This is a genomic window from Brevundimonas sanguinis (assembly GCF_029636725.1).
Lineage (GTDB): Bacteria > Pseudomonadota > Alphaproteobacteria > Caulobacterales > Caulobacteraceae > Brevundimonas > Brevundimonas sanguinis.
In genome coordinates, this window is sequence record NZ_CP116770.1 from 1,039,900 (window position 1) to 1,061,629 (window position 21,730).

General features: G+C 68.1%; 14 protein-coding genes and 1 tRNA gene. 4 read left to right on the forward strand and 11 right to left on the reverse strand.

Annotated elements, in window-relative coordinates; genetic code table 11:
* Nucleotides 1-227: 227 nt before the first annotated feature.
* A tRNA-Lys gene (locus PIB44_RS05335) sits at nt 228-303 on the reverse strand.
* Nucleotides 304-498: 195 nt separating this feature from the next.
* Between PIB44_RS05335 and PIB44_RS05340 the strand changes: the two genes are divergently transcribed.
* Nucleotides 499-1,914, forward strand: a complete 1,416-nt coding sequence (locus PIB44_RS05340) for an amino acid permease (RefSeq protein WP_025978240.1) — start codon at nt 499-501, stop codon at nt 1,912-1,914.
* Complete coding sequence (locus PIB44_RS05345) at nt 1,914-2,267, forward strand: Hpt domain-containing protein (RefSeq protein WP_278070685.1); 354 nt, start codon at nt 1,914-1,916, stop codon at nt 2,265-2,267. The genes PIB44_RS05340 and PIB44_RS05345 overlap by 1 nt, the downstream gene beginning before the upstream one ends.
* A gap of 7 nt (nt 2,268-2,274) precedes the next feature.
* Here the strand turns inward: PIB44_RS05345 and PIB44_RS05350 are convergent, their stop codons facing one another.
* Nucleotides 2,275-2,607, reverse strand: coding sequence for a chorismate mutase (locus tag PIB44_RS05350; protein WP_278070686.1), 333 nt, complete (start codon nt 2,605-2,607; stop codon nt 2,275-2,277).
* A 4-nt stretch (nt 2,608-2,611) separates the two neighbouring features.
* Complete coding sequence (locus tag PIB44_RS05355; protein ID WP_278070687.1) at nt 2,612-3,427, reverse strand: ferredoxin--NADP reductase; 816 nt, start codon at nt 3,425-3,427, stop codon at nt 2,612-2,614.
* A 413-nt stretch (nt 3,428-3,840) separates the two neighbouring features.
* Here PIB44_RS05355 and PIB44_RS05360 point away from each other — a divergent pair, with 413 nt between their 5' ends.
* The gene (locus PIB44_RS05360) at nt 3,841-6,123 is read left to right on the forward strand and encodes a S9 family peptidase (protein ID WP_278070688.1); all 2,283 of its coding nucleotides are present in this window, start codon (nt 3,841-3,843) and stop codon (nt 6,121-6,123) included.
* A 104-nt stretch (nt 6,124-6,227) separates the two neighbouring features.
* Here PIB44_RS05360 and PIB44_RS05365 read toward each other — a convergent pair whose 3' ends face one another.
* Nucleotides 6,228-7,682: an amidohydrolase gene (locus PIB44_RS05365; protein ID WP_278070689.1), complete on the reverse strand. Its 1,455-nt coding sequence runs from the start codon at nt 7,680-7,682 to the stop codon at nt 6,228-6,230.
* 77 nt (nt 7,683-7,759) lie between these two features.
* Nucleotides 7,760-10,816 carry a TonB-dependent receptor plug domain-containing protein gene (locus PIB44_RS05370; protein WP_278070690.1) on the reverse strand — a complete coding sequence of 1,019 codons (3,057 nt, stop codon included), beginning with the start codon at nt 10,814-10,816 and terminating at the stop codon, nt 7,760-7,762.
* Between the two features lie 369 nt (nt 10,817-11,185).
* Here PIB44_RS05370 and ggt point away from each other — a divergent pair, with 369 nt between their 5' ends.
* Nucleotides 11,186-12,934 (forward strand): gamma-glutamyltransferase, encoded by a 1,749-nt coding sequence (ggt, locus tag PIB44_RS05375; RefSeq protein WP_278070691.1) that lies wholly within the window; start codon nt 11,186-11,188, stop codon nt 12,932-12,934.
* 39 nt (nt 12,935-12,973) lie between these two features.
* On the opposite strand, the gene PIB44_RS05380 is transcribed toward ggt, so the two are convergent.
* The 6 genes from PIB44_RS05380 to PIB44_RS05405 form a co-directional block, all read right to left on the reverse strand.
* Nucleotides 12,974-14,098, reverse strand: coding sequence for a P1 family peptidase (locus PIB44_RS05380; RefSeq protein WP_278070692.1), 1,125 nt, complete (start codon nt 14,096-14,098; stop codon nt 12,974-12,976).
* The gene (locus PIB44_RS05385; RefSeq protein WP_278070693.1) at nt 14,095-15,711 is read right to left on the reverse strand and encodes an ABC transporter ATP-binding protein; all 1,617 of its coding nucleotides are present in this window, start codon (nt 15,709-15,711) and stop codon (nt 14,095-14,097) included. Before PIB44_RS05385 ends, PIB44_RS05380 begins: the two co-directional genes overlap by 4 nt.
* A 2-nt stretch (nt 15,712-15,713) precedes the next feature.
* A complete protein-coding gene (locus PIB44_RS05390; RefSeq protein ID WP_278070694.1) occupies nt 15,714-16,571 on the reverse strand; it encodes an ABC transporter permease in 858 nt (285 codons plus the stop codon).
* Complete coding sequence (locus PIB44_RS05395; protein WP_278070695.1) at nt 16,568-19,189, reverse strand: ABC transporter substrate-binding protein; 2,622 nt, start codon at nt 19,187-19,189, stop codon at nt 16,568-16,570. Before PIB44_RS05395 ends, PIB44_RS05390 begins: the two co-directional genes overlap by 4 nt.
* Before the next feature lie 86 nt (nt 19,190-19,275).
* Nucleotides 19,276-20,121, reverse strand: coding sequence for an acid phosphatase (locus PIB44_RS05400; RefSeq protein WP_278070696.1), 846 nt, complete (start codon nt 20,119-20,121; stop codon nt 19,276-19,278).
* A 23-nt stretch (nt 20,122-20,144) separates the two neighbouring features.
* Entirely contained in the window at nt 20,145-21,725 is a 1,581-nt protein-coding gene (locus tag PIB44_RS05405) for an alkaline phosphatase D family protein (protein WP_278070697.1), read from the reverse strand.
* Nucleotides 21,726-21,730: the final 5 nt, after the last annotated feature.

Sequence of the window (21,730 nt, forward strand, 5' to 3'; positions counted from 1 at the left end):
CATTGGATTGGCGACGGAGATCTGACAGTGCTGAAAGCGAATATCTAAAGCGAACGACCAGACTGACACTGACAGTCCGGGCTGACAAACGGCATGTCGGCGCTTTTGTCGGCAGGCGAAAAGCGCCGACGGCAGCGACGGCGGGCTTTTTACGGGTCGCGAGAGATCAAAATCCCAAAGGGAACCCACTGTCAGGCCTGACAGTGGATCTAAGTCTTTGAAAACGATGGTGGGTGATCACAGGTTCGAACTGTGGACCCGCTGATTAAGAGTCAGCTGCTCTACCAACTGAGCTAATCACCCGTACCGTCGTCTGCGCCCTTGGTGTGGCGCCGGCCCTTCGCTGCGTTGTGAACAACCTCGGCGAAGGGCGCTCCTATTACTCGCAGCGATGGGGCTGTGCAAGCGTCAAATGCGTCTTTTATCATGATTGCAACGCGCGCTAAGGTCGCGCCTTGAATCAGCCGCCGGAAGACGCGGCGAGGGGGAGTAAAGATTATGGCGTTCTGGAACCGTCGTCGCTCGATCGACGCGATGCTGGCCCCGAGTTCGGGGCCGGGGCTCAAAAAGACCCTGAGCTGGCCGCACCTCATGGCGCTGGGCGTCGGCGCCATCGTCGGCACCGGCATCCTGACCCTGATCGGGGTCGGGGCGGGGCTGGCGGGTCCGGCGGTGCTGATCAGCTTCGCCCTGGCCGGTCTGGTGTGCGCCTGCGCCGCCCTGGCCTATGCCGAGCTGTCGACGATCATGCCCGCGTCGGGCAGCGCCTATACCTACTCCTATGCCGCGCTGGGCGAGATTTTCGCCTGGGTCGTGGGCTGGAGCCTGATCCTTGAATACTCCCTGGTCGTCTCGGCGGTGGCCGTGGGCTGGTCCGGCTATGCCGCGCCCTTCCTGGCCGGGCTGGGGATCGACCTGCCGTTCGCCCTGACCGTCGGTCCGCACGTCGAGGGCGGGCTGATCAACCTGCCGGCGGTCTTCATCATCGGCATCGTGACCGGCCTGCTGCTGCTGGGCACGCGGGAGAGCGCGACGCTGAACGCCGTGCTGGTGGTCATCAAGATCGCCGCCCTGGTGGCCTTCGTGGCCATCGCCCTGCCGCGCTTCGACGCGGCCAACTTCACGCCCTTCATGCCCTACGGCTTCGGCGCGCCCTTTGTTCAGACGGGCGTCATGGCGGCGGCGGCCATCATCTTCTTCGCCTTCTACGGCTTTGACGCCATCGCCACGGCGGCCGAGGAGACCAAGAAGCCCGAGCGCGACCTGGCCATCGGCATCGTCGGTTCGATGGTGGTCTGCACCATCCTGTACATCGCCGTCGCCGCCGCTGCGATCGGCGCCGCTCCGGTCGCCAGCTTCGCCGACAGCCCCGAGCCGCTGGCGCACATCATGCGCGGCCTGGGCCAGGGCGTCGCCGCCCAGTGGATCGCCGCCGCCGCCGTCGTCGCCCTGCCGACCGTGCTGCTGGCCTTCCTGTTCGGCCAGAGCCGCATCTTCCTGGGCATGGCCCGGGACGGTCTGCTGCCCAATCGCCTTGCCAAGATCTCCAATCGCGGCGTGCCGACCGTGGTGACGATCTTCACCGCCGTCGTCGTCGCCTTCCTGGCGGGCATCATGCGTCTGGACGAACTGGCGTCGCTGGCCAACGCCGGCACCCTGATGGCCTTCATGGCCGTGGGGATCAGCCTGATCGTGCTGCGCGTGCGTGAGCCGAACCGCGAACGCAAGTTCAAGGCCCCGCTGTGGCCGCTGGTCGGCGGCGTCGCCATCATCGGCTGCATCGTCTTCTTCTTCAGCCTGAAGAGCTCGACGCAGCTGTATTTCCTGCTGTGGAACCTGTTCGGCCTGGCCGTCTACCTGGTCTGGTCGTCGCGTAACTCGCGCCTCGCCAAGGGCGAAGAGGCTGAGGGTTAATGGCCAGGCGCGACCTGTCGGGGGCGGTGGATTTCACCGTCCTCGAAGCCATGACCGGCGGCATGGATGAGGTGACGGAAGAAGTGCTGGGCCTGTTCGCTGAACAGGCCCGCATGTGGTCGGCCCTGCTGGATGCGTCCAGCGAGGGCTGGCGCGACGCCGTGCACACCATTCGCGGCGCGGGGGCCGGCATCGGGGCCAAGGCTCTGGCCCAGATCTGCGCCGAGGTGGAGCATGGCGAGCGGGCGGCCGCCCCGGCGGGCCTGGAGCGGGTGCGTACGGCGCTGGACGCGGCCCTGGCCGATGTCGCGGCCTATCGCCATGAACTGGCGCTCAGAAGCCTGAAGGGCTGAAGCGAGGCTAGACCCGCGTCTGGTCCCAGGTTCCGAACTCGTGGGCGATGCAGCGGTCGATGAGCAGGCGCCAGACCGGCTCGGCGATGTCGGGCGACAGGCCGGCAGGCGCGGCCGCCGCCAGCACCTTGGCCACCACGTCGTCGATGCGGGCCTGATCGAAGACGGCGTCGCGGTTCGGCTTGATGCGCGCGGCGGCGTCCATATAGCGCTGACGCTCGGCCAGCAGGGTCACCAGCGCGCGGTCCAGCGCATCCACGCCCTGACGCACGTCGACCATGGTGACGCAGTCTTCAGGGGCCTTGCGCTCGTCGATGGCGACGGTGCGGGGAGAGGTCATCAGGTCAGCCGACAAAGGCGCGCTCCAGAACATAGTCGCCGGGTTCGGCGTTCGAGCCTTCTTTCAGGCCGTAGGATTCCAGCAGCTCGCCGGTCTCCTTGATCATCGCCATCGAGCCGCACAGCATGACGCGGTCGCTGTTGGGCGAGAAGCCGATGGGCAGTTGCAGGTCGGCGAACAGGTCGCCCGACTTGATGCGGTCGGTGATGCGGCCCGGCGTCTCGAAGCGTTCGCGCGTCACGGTCGGATAATAGGTCAGCTGGGCCTTGGCCTCGTCGCCGATCAGCGGGTCGTCGTGGATCTCGTGGCTGAAGAAGTCGCGATAGGCCAGGTCGGCGACATTGCGCACCGTGTGGCAGACGATGACCTGCTTGAACCGCGAATAGGTCTCGGGATCGCGCGCGACCGACAGCCAGGGCGCCAGGCCGGTGCCGGTGCCGATCAGCCACAGACGCTCGCCGCCGGTCAGGGCGTCCAGCACCAGGGTGCCGGTCGGCTTCTTGCCCATCAGCACGCTGTCGCCCGCGACGATCTTTTGCAGGCGCGAGGTCAGGGGGCCGTCCTCGACCTTGATGGAGAAGAACTCCAGTTCCTCGGCCCAGAAGGGGCTGGCGATCGAATAGGCGCGCAGGATGGGCTTGCCGCCGTCTTCGCCCGGCAGGCCGATCATCACGAACTCGCCCGACCGGAAGCGGAAATCCTCGGGCCGTTTCACGCCGAAGCTGAACAGCTGGTCGTTCCAATGGCGGACCCACAGGACTTCCAACTCATGGAATGGATTGGCCTTGACGGGCGGCGCGGCGAGGGAGGCGTCAGACATGGGGCCTAACTAGGCGGTCGAGGACGATTGCGAAAGGTGGTGCGGCGATCCTTCTCCCCTTGTGGGAGAAGGTGGCAGGCGGAGCCTGACGGATGAGGGGTGTGAACGCTTCGATATCCGGACGGACGCGGACCTGTCTTGAATGACTTTCGGGCGTCGCGCCGACACCCCTCATCCGAGCGCCTCCGGCGCCCACCTTCTCCCACAAGGGGAGAAGGAAGAAAAAGAGGGTCCAATTCGTCTGAATCGTCTGAAATTCTCCTGCGTCGGGCGGTCGTGTCTCGTGGTCGGCGCGCAGGCTAGCACAGGCGGCAGGGCAGGCTGGCCGATTGGGTCGAGCATCCTTCCGCCATGAACAGGGAAGGGCGAAAGAAGGGATGACGACGGAGGATTCCGGCTCTAGCTTCGCCGCCATGCGCACTTTTCTCCTTGCTTCGACGATCCTGATGGCTGCGACCTCGGCCTTCGCCCAATCCACGCCGCAGCCCACGACGCCGCCCGCCGCCGCGGCGCCCGCCTCCTCGATCCTGACGGTCGAGCGGGTCTTCTCCAATCCGTCGCTGGCCGGGCCGGTGGCGCGCGGCGTCAGCCTGTCGCCGGACGGCGAACTGGTCGCCTTCCTGCGTTCGCGCGAGGACGACGTGGACGTGCTGGACCTGTGGGCCGCGCCGGTGAAGGGGGGCGAACCGTTCAAGCTGATCGACGCCCGCGCCCTGGTCCCCGACGCGGGCGAACTGTCCGAGGCCGAGAAGGCGCGACGCGAGCGGATGCGGATTTCCCAGCGCGGCGTGGTCGAATATTCGTGGGACGAGCAGGGCCGCTATATCCTGGCGCCGCTGGAAGGCGACGTCTTCCTGGCCAACCGCGCCGACGGCAGCGTGCGCCGCCTGACGGAAACCACGGCGGACGAGATCGACGCCAAGGTCTCGCCCAAGGGCGCCTTCGTCAGCTTCGTGCGGGATCAGAATCTGTTCCTGATCAACCTTGAGACGGGCGCCGAACAGGCGATCACCACCGACGGCAAGGACCTGATCACCTGGGCCACGGCCGAGTTCATCGCCCAGGAAGAGCTGGACCGCGACACCGGCTATTGGTGGAGCCCGGACGAGCGCTACATCGCCCTGCAGCGCACGGACGAGAGCACGGTCGACGTCATCCCGCGTCTGGACATCACCGGCGGCGGGGCCTCGGTCGCCCAGCAGCGCTATCCCCGCGCCGGACGGCCCAACGCCGTGGTCGAGCTCTATGTCCAGGACGTGCAGAGCGGCCAACGGGTCAAGGTCGACCTGGGCGCCGATACCGACATCTATCTGGGCCGGGTGAACTGGGCGGCGGACGGCTCGGTCGCCTACGTCCAGCGCCTGTCGCGCGACCAGAAGCGGCTGGACCTGCTGAGCGTCGATCCGGCCACGGGCGCCAGCCGCGTGATCGCCAGCCAGACCTCGAAGGCCTGGGTCAACGTCACCCACGACTTCAAGGCGCTGAAGGACGGGAACTTCATCTGGTCCAGCGAAGAGAGCGGGTGGCGTCACCTATATCTCTACGCCAAGGACGGCCGCCGCCTGCGCGCGATCACGCGCGGCGACTATCCGGTCAAGTCGCTGGCGGGGGTCAACCAGGACACCGGCGAGGTCTTCTTCACCGCCTCCATGCGCGACGGCAAGGAATACCCGATCGAGCAGCAGCTGTTCCGCGCCAGCTATAAGCGCACGCTGGCGCCCAGCGAGGTCACGCCGCGCGGCGGATGGTGGAGCGCCACGGTCAACGGCACCGGCACGGCCTATGTCGGCAACTACAGCGACGTGAACACCCCGGCGCAGTCGGCCCTATATTCGATCGACGGGCAGCGGGTGCGCTGGATCGAGGAGAACAAGCTCCAGCCCGGCCACCCCTTCTGGCCCTACGCCGAGCGCCAGCAGAAGCCGACGTTCGGCACGCTTCAGAGCCACGGCGAGACCCTGGTCTGGCAGATGACCACGCCGCCGGGCTTTGATCCGTCGAAGCAGTATCCGGTCGTCATGCAGGTCTATGGCGGCCCGTCGGGCGGCGGCGTCAAGAACGCCTGGCAGGGCGCGACGAACCAGTTGCTGACCGAGGCGGGCTATATCGTCTTCCGTCTGGACAACCGGGGCGAGGGCGACCGTTCGGCCGCCTTCAAGCAGGCCCTCTATCTGAAGATGGGCCAGCCCGAGATCGAGGATCAGGTCATCGGCGCCGACTATCTGCGCTCGCTGCCCTATGTCGACGACAGCCGCATCGCCATGATGGGCTGGTCCTACGGCGGGTTCATGAGCCTGATGGCGCTGACCGAGCCGAAGATGGGGCTGGCGGCGGCGCTGGCGGGGGCGCCGCCGACGGAGTGGAGCCTCTACGACACCGCCTATACCGAGCGCTATATGTCGACGCCGCAGGCGAACGTGGAGGGCTACGCCGCGTCGGACGTGCTGGGGCGCCTCGATAATCTGACGGGCCGTCTGCTGCTGATGCACGGCATGGCCGACGACAACGTCATCTTCGAGAACACCACGCGGGTGCTGAACGCGCTGCAGGAAAAGAGCATCCCGTTCGAGACCATGCTCTATCCCGGCCAGCGCCACGGCATCCGGGGCAATGATCGCCAGCTGCACCAGTGGCGGACCTACCTGGACTTCCTGGACCGCACCATCGGAACGCGGGCGCCGCAGAAGGCCGACTGAGGCTTTTTATGGCGGAATGAAAAAGGGGCTGCCGAGCCTGACGCCCGGCAGCCCCTTATCCGTCCGCCTTCTCCCGCAAGGGAAGAAGGCGGCCTCAGGCGATTTTAGTCGCGATAGTTCAGCGCCGGGGCGCGGTCGCCCAGCAGGGCGCGGTATTCGAAGTTCGGGCCGCGACGCTGTTCGAACTCGGCCTTGGCGGCGGCGATGGTGTCCGGGCTCTGGAACAGCTCGGCGGTGGTCAGGGCCAGGGTCTTGGCCGCCAGATGGGCGCCCTTCAGGCCGATGGTCGTGCCCGCCGCCACCACGTTCTGCCAGCTGTGGCCCGCAGAGCCGGGCACGAAGGTCGCCGTCGACAGGCCGACCGTAGGCGTGACCCAGGACACGTCCGACACGTCGGTGGAGCCGCCGAAGTCGCCGCCGATCACGGCGTCCTCGATCTGGCCGACGCTGGCCAGGTCCGGCTTGGAGGTCAGGGTCTTCTGGATCTCGGTCGCCAGGGCGGTTTCCTCAGGCGTCCAGGTGATGCCGCCGACGTGGCGCAGGTTGCGGTCCATGACTGTCATCAGGGCCTGATTGGGCAGCATGGAATAGACGCCGCCGATGGCCTCGAACTCGACACGGGTGCCGGTGCCCAGCGCCGCGCCGTCCGCCGCCTTCTTCACCCGCTCCAGCACGTCGCGGACGATCTCGGGGTTGTTGTGACGAACGTAGTAATAGGCCTCGGCATAGGCCGGGACGACGTTGGGCGCCTTGCCGCCGTCGGTGATGGCGTAGTGGATGCGGGTGCGGTCCGGCACGTGCTCGCGCATCATGTTGACCATGTAGTTCAGGGCCTCGACGCCATCCAGGGCCGAGCGGCCCTTGTCGGGCGCGGCGGCGGCGTGGGACGCCGTGCCGTAGAAGCGGAACTTGCCCGAGACGTTGGCCATGGTGTCGCCCTGGCGGGCCGAGTTCACATTGCCGGGGTGCCAGTGCAGCGACACGTCCACGTCGTCGAACAGGCCGTCGCGGACCATGTAGACCTTGCCCGAGCCGCCTTCTTCGGCCGGGGTGCCGTAGACGCGCAGTTCGCCCTTGATGTTGTTGGCGACCATCCAGTCCTTGACTGCGATGGCCGCGTGGACCGAGGCGGCGCCGAACAGGTTGTGGCCGCAGCCGTGGCCCGCATGGCCGCCGGCGGATTCCTGGACAGGGTTCAGGGTCTGCGACAGGCCGGGCAGGGCGTCGTATTCGGCCAGGACGGCGATGACCGGGCCGGCGCCGTTCTTGAAGCTGGCCAGGAAGGCGGTCGGCTCATTGGCGATGCCGGGAGTGATGACAAAGCCGGCGTCGCGCAACTGATCCTGCAGCAGGGCGGCGCTCTGGGTCTCCTGATAGCCCAGCTCGGCGAACTTCCAAATCTCCAGCGCGGCGTGGTCCAGGGCGGCCTGGTTGCGCTCGACGGTCGAGGTGATCTCGGCCCTGGCCTGGGGCGACAGTTCAGCGGCGACGGCGGGGGCCAGGGGCAGGCTGGTCATCGCGGCGGCGAGGGCGAGGACGCGCATCGAAACGGGCTTCATGGGAACTCCGTGAGCAAAACAGAAAAAAGGGGCGGAAGGCGTCATCGCCTACCGCCCCGAAACCAATCAGAGACTGATCAGAAGGACTTGCGGAAGCTGGCGTACCAGTAGCGCCCGTAGGGCTGGTACACCGAACCGACATAACCGCCGCTGGCCAGCGGGGGCTGTTCGTCGGTGATGTTGCGCACGCCGACGCGAACGGCCGAGCCGGCCAGCGCCTCGCTGAAGCGCGAACCGTCGAAGGCGTATTCCGCATAGAGGTTGGCGGTGATGGTCGAGTCCACCGTCCAGTAATCGCCCGCCGAGTTGGTCAGGCTGTCGTCATACAGCGACGAGATGTACTGGGTGAAGGCGCCGACCGTCCAGTCGTCCTTGCGCCACGTCGCCGACAGCGACCACTTCCATTCCGGGCGACCGAAGTCGGCGATCATGTCGCCGAACGAACCCGACAGGAAGATGGCCTCGTCCAGCTGACCCGAAGCCTGGGCGTCGGCCAGCATCTTGGTCTCCGGCGCCATGTCCAGATAGTATTTGATCAGGTGCGAGACGTTCAGATTGACGTTGAAGTCGCCATACTGGGTGCCGCGCAGGCGCCACATCACGCCCAGGTCCAGACCCTCGACCGTCTGGGGCTGCTGGTTGGTATAGGCGTCCTTGATGTAGAGGACTTCGCCCGCCGCCTCGAGGCCCGAGCCGGCGAAGATGGCGATGTCGGCGGCGGTCGGATCGGCGCGCACGACGTTCTCGTTGAACGAGCCCTGCTTGCGCAGCAGGTAGTCCAGCGTCAGGGCGTTCTGACCGCGGAACAGGCCCACCATGCCTTCCTGCTTCACCTGCCACCAGTCGGCGGTGAAGGTGAAGTCGCCGAACTCAGCCGGGATGAAGCGCGGCTGGATGACGAAGCCCAGCGAGACGGTTTCGGACTCTTCCGGAGCCAGGTCAGGGTTGCCCGAGCGGCGCTCCTGCGTCGACTTGCGAGCGTGGGTCTGGCTGAAGTTCGCCTTGAACTCGTCGGCGACCCTGGAGCTCATCGAAGCGCCGCAGCCGCGCAGGGTGTTGTCGATCGCGCCCGTGGCGGTCTTGAGGCCGCCCTGAACGCGCAGGGCCTCGCAGTAGATCCAGTCGTTGCTGGTGTTCGAGCGCGTGATGACGGTGGCGTTGATCTGCTCCAGGTTCGGAGCGCGGAAGCCTTGGGCCCACGAGCCGCGGATGCGGAAGCCGTCGACGATGTCCCAGGCCGCAGCGAACTTGGGCTTGGCGACCGAACCGAAGTCCGAATACTCCTCGAAGCGGCCAGCGACCTGGACTTCCAGGTTGTGGACCAGCGGCACGCCCATGTCCGGCGAGATCAGCGGGGCGGCGAGTTCGACATAGGCCGAGAAGACGTCGCGCTCGCCGTAGGTGTCCGGGTTCTCCGACTGGTTGATCAAATCCGAAGACTGGACGCCGCGCAGGTTGGTGAAGCGGATCGTGCCGTCGACGCGGCTGTCGCGGTCGTCCAGCTGGGTCTCGGTGCGCAGCTCGATGCCGGCGGCGACGCCGACGGGACCGGCAGGCAGCTGATAGACGTCGGGGCGCGAGACGCGGAAGTCCCACATGCCCAGTTCGGTCTTGGTCTTGCGGACCATGTCGACGCGGATGCCGTCCAGGGCCGCCTGGTTCGACAGGGTGTCGTCACCGACCTTGGGGTTGGTCAGCGAGCCGCCGTTGAAGAAGTTGTAGGCGTCCGGGGTCGACTTGGCGGCCCACTCCTGCAGCTTGGTGGCGGAGATGTTGTCCGAGACGTCCTTGGCCGACGCTTCCGACCAGGTCAGGGCGGTTTCCCAGTTCCAGCCGTTCCAATCGCCGCGCAGGCCGCCCAGGATGCGGTACTGCTTGTTGACCACATTGACGCTGATCGGGCCCATGTCCATGAACCGATAGCCGGTCAGGGTCAGGTTCTGATTGCCGTCCAGCGGGTTGTAGTAGTTCGTGCCGGGGATGATGAAGGGCACGGCGGAGGCCGTTGCGATCGGCTCCTGCCAGGCCTGGGATTCGGCATAGTAGCCGCCCAGCTCGCCGAAGGCCTCCACGGCGTCGTTGATGCGGTATTTGCCGGTGACGAACAGGTTGAAACGGTCGACCTCAGGCATGACCGTCAGGCCCAGCTTGGCCATGTCCGTGTTCAGCTCCGACGGCAGGTTGGCGCCGCTCATGACGCACAGGCCGTCGCCGATGGCGGTGACGCAGTCCTTGTGCGTGCCCGGCAGGACGGTGAAGGCGCTGTAGGCCTTGCCGTTGATCGTCGCGCCCGAGCCGCTGACCGTGAAGCGGCCCCAGGGCGTCAGCGGCGAGGTGCCGTTCAGGCTGCTGTTGTTCTCAAAGCCCGTGCCGGCGAACAGCGAGGTCAGGTCGTTGGAGGCGGTGTAGTCCTGATCGAGCGTGTTCAGCTCGTCGCGGTGGTCGTAGTTGAAGAAGGCCGAGATGTTGCCGCGACCCTCCTGAATGTCCTTGCCGCCATAGATCGACAGGTTCAGCTCGCGCATGCCGGTGCCTTCGGCGCCGCCGTACTGGGTCGAGACGGTCAGGCCGTCCATGTCGTCGCGCAGGACGGTGTTGACCACGCCGGCCACGGCGTCGGCGCCGTAGATGGCGGCGGCGCCGTCGCGCAGGACTTCCATGCGCTTCAGGCCCGACACCGGAATGGCGTTGGTGTTGTAGGTCAGGACCGGCACCAGGTGCTCATTGGCCTGCGATGTCGGGTGGCCGACGACGCGGCGGCCGTTCAGCAGCACCAGGGTGTTGCCGATGCCCAGGCTGCGCAGGTTCACCGAGCCGGTGTCGCCGCGCGCCGCGTTCGACGTGTAGGGCAGGTAGGAGGAGTTGAAGGTCACATCGCCCATCTGGGGGATGGAGCGGAACAGGTCGTCGCCCGATGCCGGAGCGGCGGCGATGATGTCGTCTTCGCTGACGACGGTCACCGGCAGGGCGGCCGTCACCTTGGAGCCGCGGATCTGCGAGCCGACGACGACGATCTCCTCGACCTGAGTGACGTCGTCCTGCGCCTCCTGGGCGAAGGCGGCGGTCGCGCCGAACAAGGCGGTGGTGGCCAGCAGGGCCGTTCGCATGGTGCGACGCGCCAGGACAGTGCTCATAGAAATAATCATCCCCGTTGTGGTCATCGTTCTGCGCTCCTGTTTTTGAGCAGGGGTCGCATCGCTGACTGATCTGTATGTCGAAGAGGCCGGTCCCGGCGCACGCCGCATCGACGAATCGAAATCGGGCGCGGCGCGGAGAGATCGCCTCAGTTCGGACTTGAAGCGGTCACAGTGCTACGCGTCAACCTTAGCCGGAAAAATATTGCCGATATCCCAAATAATGGGCGTGATAATCACTCAACCTCGTCCTTGAACTGCGGTTTTCGGCAATGCTATCGCTAGGGTTCTTGATAATATTGTCCTGTAAGAAAGCATTGCGGGGGCGACAGCCTTCAGCGAAGCGCGGACTTGAGGCGGGGATTTTCCATGCGTGTGCGTTTGATGAAGTCGGCGACGGCTGTTTCGGCGGCGGCCCTGATGTTGCTGGCGGCGCCGGGGATCGCCCAGGAGGCGGCGGTCCAGGTTCGGCCGACCACCGGCAGCGGCGGCGACATCGTCAACTACGGCCAGATCCACAGCCCCGTTGTGGGGCGCGGCGGCATGGTGGTCAGCCAGAGCGATCCGGCGACCCGCGTCGGCGTCGACATCCTGCGCCAGGGCGGCAACGCCGTGGATTCGGCCATCGCCGTGGCCTTCGCCGAGGCGGTGACCCTGCCGCGCGCGGGCAACATCGGCGGCTCGGGCTATATGGTCGTGCACATGGCGGCCACGCAGGATCGTCCGGCTCAGGACATCGCCATCAACTATTACGGCACGGCCCCGGCGGCGACGACGCCTGACCTGCTGCTGGGGCCGGACGGCAAGTTCTACCGCTCCAAGCCGTCGGGCTTCAAGAATGTGGCGGTGCCGGGCACCGTCATGGGCCTGTGGGAGGCGCACCAGCGTTTCGGCTCCATGCCCTGGGCGGATCTGGTGGCCCCGGCCATCGCCCTGGCCGAGGACGGCTATGTCCTGTCGGACGGCGAGGCCGACGCCACCGGCGGCCGCGCCCGCGTCCTGGCGACCGATCCGGGCGCGCGCGAGGCCTATCTGAAAGCTGACGGCACGGCCTATCGCGCGGGCGAGGTCTTCCGTCAGCCCCTGCTGGCCGAGAGCCTGCGCAAGCTGGCGCGCGGCGGCGCGGACGAGTTCTACAAAGGCGAACTGGCGCGTCAGATCGTGGCGGGCGTCCAAGCCGGCGGCGGCGTCATCACGATGGAAGACATGGCGGCCTATCGCGCCGATGTGTCAGAGCCGATCTGGGGCAGCTATCGCGGCCATCGCATCTCCTTCATGCCGCCGACGGCCTCGGGCGTCAGCGTCGCCCAGGCGCTGAACCTGCTGGAGCATTTCGACCTGCGCGCGATGGGGTGGGGCAGCGTCGACAGCCTGCACCTGATCTCCGAGGCGATGAAGATCACCTCGTCCGATCGCAACCTGATCGGCGGGGCGCCGCAGTGGACGACCCCGGCCAAGGGCCTGGCCAGCAAGGAATTCGCCGCCGAGCGCGTCAAGCTGATCTCGCTGGACAAGACGCTGAAGGCCGCTGACGTGCCGGAGGGCAATCCCTATCCGTTCGAGAGCAAGGACACGACCCACTATTCGGTGGCCGACGCCTACGGCAACGCGGTGTCGAACACCTATACGCTGTCGAACTCCTACGGCGCCCACGTCGCGCCGGTCGGCACGGGCATCCTGCTGAACAACCACCTGGACAACTTCTACTGGGGCACGGAAGGCAAGCCGAACTCGCCCGCGCCGGGCAAGCGGCTGGGCTCGACCATCACGCCGATGATCGTGTTCAAGGACGACAAGCCGTGGCTGGTCACCGGCACGCCGGGCGGCGGCTACATCATCGCGACGATGGTGCAGCTGGTCTCTAACGTCATCGATCACCAGCTGAACGTGGCCGAGGCCGCCATGCGTCCGCGCCTGAACCAGGGCGGCGGCGACAGCCCGCTGGAGCTGGAAGGCGGCTTCTCGCCCGACGTGGAGCGGCTGCTGCGCGAGCGCGGCCACACGGTGCGTCCGTCGATGACGATGGGCAGCACCCAGTCGATCATGGTCGACGGCGATCGTTTCCTGGGCGCCGCCGACACCCGCCGTCCGGACGCCCTGGCGCTGGGCGTCCGATAAGCCGACGGCTGATCAAGACCCTCTCCCGGCGGGAGGGGGTCAGGCCATCTCGCGCCAGGTCTTGCCCGTGACGCCCTCATAGTTGGTCGCGTGATAGACGCCGCGCGCCACGGCGCGGGCCAGGACGTCGGCGGCGACATTGCCCAGCTGGGCCACGGCGATCTGGCGCATGGCCGGGTCCGCGATCACCTTCTTGCCGGTCGAGAGGCTGAACAGGGTGTCGCCGTCGAACGGCGCGTGCGCCGGGCGGATGGCGCGGGCCATGCCGTCCTGCGCCATGATGGCCACGCGCTGAAGCTCGACGCGGGTGAGGGCCACGTCGGTGGCGATGCAGGCGATGGTGGTGTTCTCGCGCGGCTGGGGTCGGAACTTGGACCGGCCCCAGTCCTCGGCCGAGGCGTGCAGGCCGGACGACCCCAGCCCGCCGAACTCGTCGCCGATCTCATAGGGGGCGGCCCAGAAGCTCTTGCCGCCCGGCGCTACGACCGAGCCGACGCTGTTGACCGCGACGATGGCGCCGACCGTCCAGCCCGAGGCCATGACGGCCGAGGCCGAGCCGATGCCGCCCTTGAGCGCGCCCGCCTCGGCGCCGTAGCCCGCCCCGGCGGTGCCGAGGTCGAAGCGGTCGCCCGCGGCCTCCAGCGCCTGAACCGAGAGGCGGCGATAGGGCGGCTCCATCTCCCACTGCTTGTTCCCGCCGTTGGCCAGATCGTAGAGGCAGGCGGTCGGGATGATGGGCGAGGGCGGCACGCCCGGCGCCCCGCCCATGCCGTAGCCGCGCCCGCGCATCCCCATCCATGCGGCGACGCTGTCGGCCGAGCCGAGGCCATAGACCGACCCGCCCGACAGGATGATGGCGTCCACCTCCTGCACCAGGTTTTCAGGGCGCAGCACGTCGGTCTCGCGCCCGGCGGGGCCGCCGCCGCGCACGTCCACGGCGGCCGTGGCGGGCTTTTCGGCCAGGATGACGGTGACGCCGGTGCGCACCTTGGCGTCGTGCGCCTGGCCGACCTTGATGCCCTCGACGTCGGTGATCAGGTTCAGCGGCCCGGTGCGGCCGGACGCGCGGGCGGCCGACTGCGCGGCCGGTTTGGCGCTCGCAGCGCCCGTTGCGGAGGCGGCGGCGCCGATCAGGGCCGAGCCGAGGACGGTTCTGCGGTTCATCCGGAGGTTTCCTTTTCCAGAGCTTTATTGCGGACCAGATCCGGCGTCGCCGCCAGAAGCTTCTGCGTATAGGGGTGCGAAGGCGCGGCGAAGACGGCGGCCGTCTCGCCCTGTTCGACGATCTTTCCGGCCTGCATGACCAAGAGGCGATCCGTCACCGTCCGCACCACAGTCAGGTCGTGGGTGACGAAGAGGTAGGACAGGCCGAGGCGATCCGACAGGTCGGCCAGAAGGTCGAGGATCTGCGCGCGGATCGAGACGTCCAGCGCCGAGACCGCCTCGTCCAGACAGATGACCGAGGGCTCGGTGATCAGGGCGCGGGCGATGGCGATGCGCTGGCGCTGGCCGCCCGAGAACTCGTGCGGGTAACGGTCGGCGGCGTTGCTGGACAGGCCGACGCGCTCCAGCATTTCGTCGACGCGGCGGCGGGCCTCAAGCGGGGTGGGGCGGGCGTCGAGCAGGTGGAAGTTTTCGGCCACCAGATCGCTGACCTTCCAGCGCGGATCAAAGCTGCCGTAGGGGTCCTGGAACACCACCTGAATGTCGCGGCGGATGGACTTCAGCGCGGCGCCGCGCGCGGCGGTGATGTCGCGGCCCTTGACCCGGACGCGGCCGCCTTGCGGGGGCTCCAGCGCGAGGATGGCGCGCAGCAGGGTGGACTTGCCGCAGCCGCTTTCGCCGACGAGGCCGACGCTGTCGCCCGGCTGGATCGACAGGCTGACCTGATCGACGGCGCGGAAGGCTTTGGACTTGCCGAACAGGCGGGGCGCGCCGCCGTATTCGCGCACCAGACCCTCGACCTGAAGCACGGGGGCGGCGTCGGCTTGCGGGCGCCTGCGCCGCGTGGGGGCGTGGGTGGCGTTGGCCAGAAGGCGCTGGGAATAGGCGTGCGCCATGCCGGTGCGGATTCGGTCGACGGGCGCTTCCTCGACCAGTTCGCCGTCCTTCATCACCGCCAGCCGGTCGGCGGTCTCGGCCACGACGGCGAGGTCGTGGGTGATGAGGATCAGGCCCATGCCGTCCTCGCGCACCAGCCGCTTCAGCAGATCGAGAACTTGAGCCTGCGTCGTCACGTCCAGCGCCGTCGTCGCCTCGTCCGCGATCAACAGTTTCGGCGTCAAGGCGATGGCGATGGCGATGGCGACGCGCTGCCTCTGGCCGCCGGAGAGTTCGTGCGGATAGCGGGTCAGGGGGAAGCGTTCGGCGGGCAGGCCGACGCGATCCAGCACGGAACGGGCGACGGCGAGGGCCTCCTTGCGCGAGGCCTTTTTGTGCAGGCGCACCGTCTCGGCGACCTGATCGCCGATGGTCATGACGGGGTTCAGGGCCGTCATCGGCTCCTGAAAGATAATGCCCACGTCGCGGCCGCGCACCTGCTGCATCACGGCGTCGGGGGCGTTCGAGACGACCTGGCCGTTCAGGCGGATCTCGCCGGTCAGGGTCGCGCGCGGCGGTGTCAGGCCCAGCACGGCCAGCGCGGTCATGGACTTTCCCGAGCCGCTCTCGCCGACGAGGCCGAGGATTTCGCCGGGGGCGACGGACAGGCTGACGGACTTCAGGATCGGGGTGGAGCCGATCGACAGGCTGAGGTCGCGGATGTCGAGGACGCTCATGCTCAACGCTCCCGCCGCACGCGCGGGTCGAACAGGTCGCGCAGCCCGTCGCCGGTCAGGCTGAGGCCCAGCACGGTCACGAAGATGGCCAGGCCGGGCATGATAGCCAGCCAGGGCGCGAAACCGATCATGGTCTGGGCCTCGGCCAGCATCCGGCCCCAGCTGGGCGCGGGCGGCTGGGCGCCCAGGCCGACGTAGGACAGGCCCGCCTCGGCGACGATGCCGACGGCGAACTGGATCGCCGCCTGCACGACCAGCAGGCTCATCAGATTGGGCAGGATGTGCTGGACCGAGATCAGGGTCTTCGACTTGCCCGCCGTCCGGGCGGCCAGGACGTATTCGCGGGTCCACAGCCCCTGCGCCGCGCCGCGCGCGACGCGGGTGAAGACAGGGATGTTGAAGACGCCGATGGCGATGACGGCGTTGATCGCGCCCGGTCCCATGACGGCGGTGATCATCACGGCCAGCAGCAGGGCGGGGAAGGCGAAGATCAGATCGTTGCCGCGCATGACCAGTTCGTCGATCCAGCCGCCGCGCGCCGCTGCGGTCAGGCCCAGCGGCGTGCCGATCGCGACGCCGATGCCGACGGCGACGAAGGCGACGACGAGGGAGTTCTGCGCCCCCGCCATGATCATCGACAGCACGTCGCGGCCGAAGTGGTCCGTGCCGAACGGGTGGGCGGCGGAGGGAGCGGTCAGCTTGGCGGCGATGTCCACCGCCTCGACGTCATAGGGCGTCCAGACCAACGCCAGCAGGGCGGTCGCCAGCACGACGGCGGTCAGCGTGGCGCCGACGATCAGGGACAGGGGCCAGCGCACGTGGGGCTTGGCGGGGGCCGTGATAGCAGGGGCGTCGGTCATGCGCGGCGTCCCCTCAGGCGCGGATCAGCGAACAGATAGGCCAGGTCGATCAGGAAGCTGACCAGGACCACGGAGAAGACCAGCACCACCACCACGCTCTGCACTACGATCAGGTCGCGCTGGGTGATGGCCTGGAAGACCAGCCGGCCCAGGCCCGGCAGGGAGAAGACGTTCTCTATGATGATGCCGCCGGCCAGCAGGAAGGGGAACTGAAGGCCCAGAATGGTCAGGACGGGGATCCAGGCATTGCGAAGCGCGTGTCGCCACAGGGCCTGATTGACCGACAGGCCTTTGGCGCGGGCGGTGCGGACATAGTCCTCGTTCATGGTGTCGAGCAGGGCGGTTCTCAGCACGCGGGCTAGGATGGCGGCCTGAGGGGCGGCCAGGGCCACGGCGGGCAGGATCAGGGCCTGGAAGGCGGGCCAGAAGCCGGCGCTCCAGCCGGGGAAGCCGCCCGCCGAGAACCAGCCCAGGTTCACCGAGAACAGCAGGATCAGCAGCATGGCGATCCAGAAGTTGGGCAGGGCGACGCCGATCTGGGTCACGCCGATCAGGCCGGTGTCGACGGCGGTTCCCCTGCGGCTGGCGGCGGTGACGCCGATGGGCAGAGCGATGGCCAGCGAAAGGATCGTCGCCATCAGGGCCAGCGGCGCGGACACGGCCAGACGTTCGGCGATCAGGCCGCCGACCGGCACCTGGTAGGTGTAGCTGGTCCCGAACTTGCCGGTCAGCAGGTCGCCCAGCCAGGCGAAGTAGCGTTCGAAGCCCGAACCTTCGAGGCCCATCTGCTGGCGCAGGGCGGCGATGGATTCCGGGCTGGCGTTCAGCCCCATCATGTAGGCGGCCGGATCGCCCGGCACGACCTGCAGCAGCAGGAAGATGACCACGGTCGCCGCCAGCAGCGTCAGGGCGTGGCCGCCCAGCTTCTTCAGCAGCCAGGCCGCGCCGAAGCGCCAGGCCACGAAGGCCAGAAGGGCAACGCCCGCGATCAGGCTGATCCAGCCCCAGGGCAGGCCGCCGCCCGTACGCTCGGCGGTCGCGGCGCCCGCTGCGCCCGCGCCGGTCCAGTAGGCGCCGGTGACATCGTTGGCGGCGATGGGGCCGTTGATCCACAGGCCGTTCACGTCCGCCTTCCACACGCCGATGCGCGAGGACTGGAACAGGAAGGCGTTGACGGCGTCGTCGGCGATGCGGCGTTGCAGATCGCCCAGCAGGCGGTTGCGCGTCGGCTCGTCCGGCGCGGCGTTGACCTGCGCCAGCAGGGCGTCGAAGGCCGGGCTGTCGTAGCCGAAGTAGTAGTCCTTGCGGCCATAGATGTCGTAATCCATCGGCTCGACGTGCTCGACGATGGTCAGGTCGAACTGGCGGCGCTTGAACACCTGATCCAGCCACTGGGCCCATTCCAGGTTCTCGATCCTGGCGCGGATGCCCGCCTGCGCCAGCTGCGAAATCAGCACCTCGCCGCTGCGTCGGGCGTAGGGGCGAGGCGGCAGACGCAGCGTTACATCGATGCCGTTGGGATAGCCGGCCTCGGCCAGCAGGGCGCGCGCCTTGGCCGGGTCGTGGGGATAGAGGCCGGTCAGGTCGACGTAGCCCGGCGCCTGACGCGAGTAGTGGCTGCCGATAGGCTGGCCGAAGCCGAACATGGCCCCCTGGATCAGGGCGTCGCGGTCGATGGCGTAGGAGATGGCGCGCCGCACGCGCACATCATTGAACGGCGCCTTGGTGTTGTTGATCCCCAGGATGACCTTGCCTTCCGAGGCGCCGACGACGACGCGGAAGCGCGGGTCGCGCTGGAACTGGGCCACGTTTTCGGGGGCGGGATAGTTGGGGAAGGCGTCCACGTCGCCGGCGCTGACGGCGGCGAAGGCGGCGGTCGGGTCGCTGATGAAGCGGAAGACGACGGTGTTCAGGCGGGGCGGTGTTCCCCAGTAACCGTCGCGGCGGACCAGGGTCAGCTGGCTGCCGCGCTGCCAGCTCTGCAGCTTGAACGGGCCGGTGCCGACCGGCGTGACGGCGTTGGTCGCGGCGGTGCTGGGCGAGACCATGACCGCGTCGCCCCAGGCCAGGACGTAGGGCAGGGTCGCCATGGGCCGCGACAGGTGGATGCGGATGGTCGCCGGATCAATGACCTCGACGTTGCTGATCGGCTCGAACAGGGCCTTCTGGGCGTTGGTCGAGCCCTCGGCGGTGATGCGGTCGAGAGAGAATTTGGCGACGGAGGCGTCGAACGGCGAGCCGTCGGAGAAGGTCACGCCGCGCCGGAGGTGGAAGGTCCAGGTCAGGCCGTCGGGGGCGGCTTCCCACGTGTCGGCCAACGACGGGGCGACCGCGCCGTTCTGGGTCAGCCTGGTCAGGCCCTCGAAGACGTTGGCGTAGACGACTTCGTCCACCGCCGCCGCCGCGCCCGAGGTCGGATCAAGGTTCGGCGGCTCCAGCGGCAGGCCCAGGACCAGACGGTCGCGCGGCGCCTGCGCCTGAACCTGCGGCGCGGTCAGGCCCCAGACGAGGCACAGGGCCAGCGACAGCACGAGCGTGATCAGGCCGGGCCGAAGCCCGCCGTTCCGGCCGCGCCGTCGGGATGCTGTCGCGACGCGTGTCGCCCCTGTCTTCGTCACCTTCCCTCGGTCTCCCCCTTGCGACGTGGCCGATCTTCGTCAGCCTACGTCATGGATTTGCTTTCACGCCATGGATTAAGCGCGCCTCACCACGGCTGGCGCGCCAGCGAGGCGGGGCAGGCGGCCGTAGCCTCGGTCGCGGCGGCGCGGGCGGCGTCGAACTCTTCCTTGGCCTTGGCGAAATCGGCCTGGAACGCCGGATCGGCCTTCAGCCGGGTGACGATGGTCGCGCCGACGATGCGGCCCGCCTCGACGTCGCTGGGGTAGTGGACGCCGCAGACCGCGCGGCTTTCGCCATAGGCCAGTCCGCGCCGCAGGATGGCGTCGGCGCGGTCGGGCGCCAGTTCGGCCAGCACCAGGCCCCAGGCCCAGCCCAGCGCCGAGTGACCCGACGGATAGGAGCCGCTGGCGCCCAGCCAGCTTTCCGGCGCGATGCAGGTGGGCAGGGGCTCGACCACGAAGGGGCGTTTGCGGAAATAGCCCTTCTTGGCCGGGGTCTGGATCATCTCCAGATCGCCCAGCATCTTGCCCATCAACAGCGTCAGGGTCGGCATCTGTTCCGGCTCGAACTTGAAGCCGAGGGCGCAGTCGAAGGCGCGCGGGGCGCCGGGCGTTTCGATCTCATTGTCGGCGCGGGCGATGGCCCAGCGTTCGGAGCCTTCTAGCGACCGCATGGCGCGATAGGCGGCGATGTCGGCCTGTTCGCGCAGCGAGCCTTCGGCGGGCGGCGGCGGCAGGAAGTTGGCGGCGTTGGGCGTGTTCTCGGCGGTCAGATAGCCGTGCGGATGATCGCGGAAGCCTTCCCAGAAGGTCACGGGCGCAGTCGCCGCCGTCTGCGTCGACACCGCCCCGGCGCAGCCGCTCAACGCTCCGCCTAGCGCGAGAGCCAGGCTCATCGCGATGAGGGAAGAAGAGCGGCGCGAGGTGGTCATAGGAAAACTCCGGGTAGAAGGGATCATGCGGTGACGGCGCCGGGGCGGCCCGATTCCACGGTCCAGGATTTCAGGGTCGACAGGCTCGCCTTGGGATCGCGCACGTCGCTGATGACCTGATAGCGCGTATCCATGCGGTCGGGGCGCACGTCGATCGACATATAGCCGCGCGGGCGGCTGTCGAAGAACTTCACCTGCGGATTATTGGGCATGACCGCCATCAGGCCGTCGTAACTGGGGCCGGTCGAGGTGATGGAGGTGCCGACGAACTCGGTCGCCACCGTGGCCGAGGACGGGTCGCGGCTGTCCAGCTTCACGTCATTGGTCCAGAAGGAGTGGTAGTCGCCGCTGAGCACCACCGGGTTGGACGGCTTCAGCTGGGACAGGGCGTTTGTCAGCCGGTCGCGGGCGGCGGGGAAACCGTCCCAGGTGTCGGTCCAGTAGCGGTTTTCCTCGGCCGGGCTGCGGGCCAGGCGCAGGCCCGCCATGACCAGATTCTGGCCCAGGATGTTCCAGCGCGCCTCGGCGCGGGCCAGGCCGTCATAGAGCCAGCGCTCCTGCTCGAAGCCGAGGAAGGTGCGCGACGGATCCAGCCGGTCGGTGCAGGTCGCGTCGGTGACGATCTGACCCTTGCCCCCGTTCTCGCCGGCGCTGCACGGCTGTTTCGAGCGGTACTGCCGCCCGTCCAGCATGAAGAACTCGGCCAGCCTGCCATAGCGGACGCGGCGATAGATCGGCATCTGCTGGGCGGCGCTCAGGCGCGTGCGACGGATCGGCATGGCCTCGTAGAAGGCCTGGTACCCAGCGGCGCGGCGTTGCAGGAAGTCGGTTGGGGCGACGCCCGAGACCTTGGACCAGACGCCGGAGTAGTCGTCCTGCACCTCGTGATCGTCCCAGACGGCGAGGCAGGGGGCGGCGGCGTGCAGGCGCTGCAGGTTCGCGTCGGCGCGGTGCAGGGCGTAGCGGTTGCGATAGCTCGCCAGCGTGGTCGCCTCTTCGAGATTGTAGGGGCGCACCACCTGGTCGGCGCGGTCCGGCCCCAGGCTGTATTCATAGATGTAGTCGCCCAGGAACAGGGTCAGGTCAGGCGCTTCGTCAGCCATGTGGCCGTAGGCGCTGAAATAGCCGCGCTCCCAGTGCGAGCAGGAGGCGACGGCCAGACGCAGGCGATCCGCGCTGGCGTTCGGAGCGGGCGTGGTCAGGGCGCGGCCGGTCGGGCTCTGCTGGCCCTGGGCGGTGAAGCGGTACCAGTAGGGGCGGTGAGGGGCGAGGCCCGCGACCTCGACATGGACGCTGTGGGCGGCGTCGGTCGAGGCTGTCACGTTTCCGGCGGCGACGATGCGGCGGAACTGGTCGTCGGCGGCGACTTCCCAGCGCACGGGAACGTCTCCAGACAGGCCGCCCAGCCCATCGGCGGCCAGAGGATCGGCGGCCAGCCGGGTCCAGATGACGAAGCCGTCCGGCGCGGGATCGCCGCTGGCGACGCTCAGCGGAAACAGATAGGCGCCGCCCGCCTGGGCCCGGCCGAAGCTCAGCACGGCGGGCGCGACGACCAGACCGGTCAGCAGGGCGCGGCGATCAAGGCGGGGGGCGGAGTAAGCCATCATAC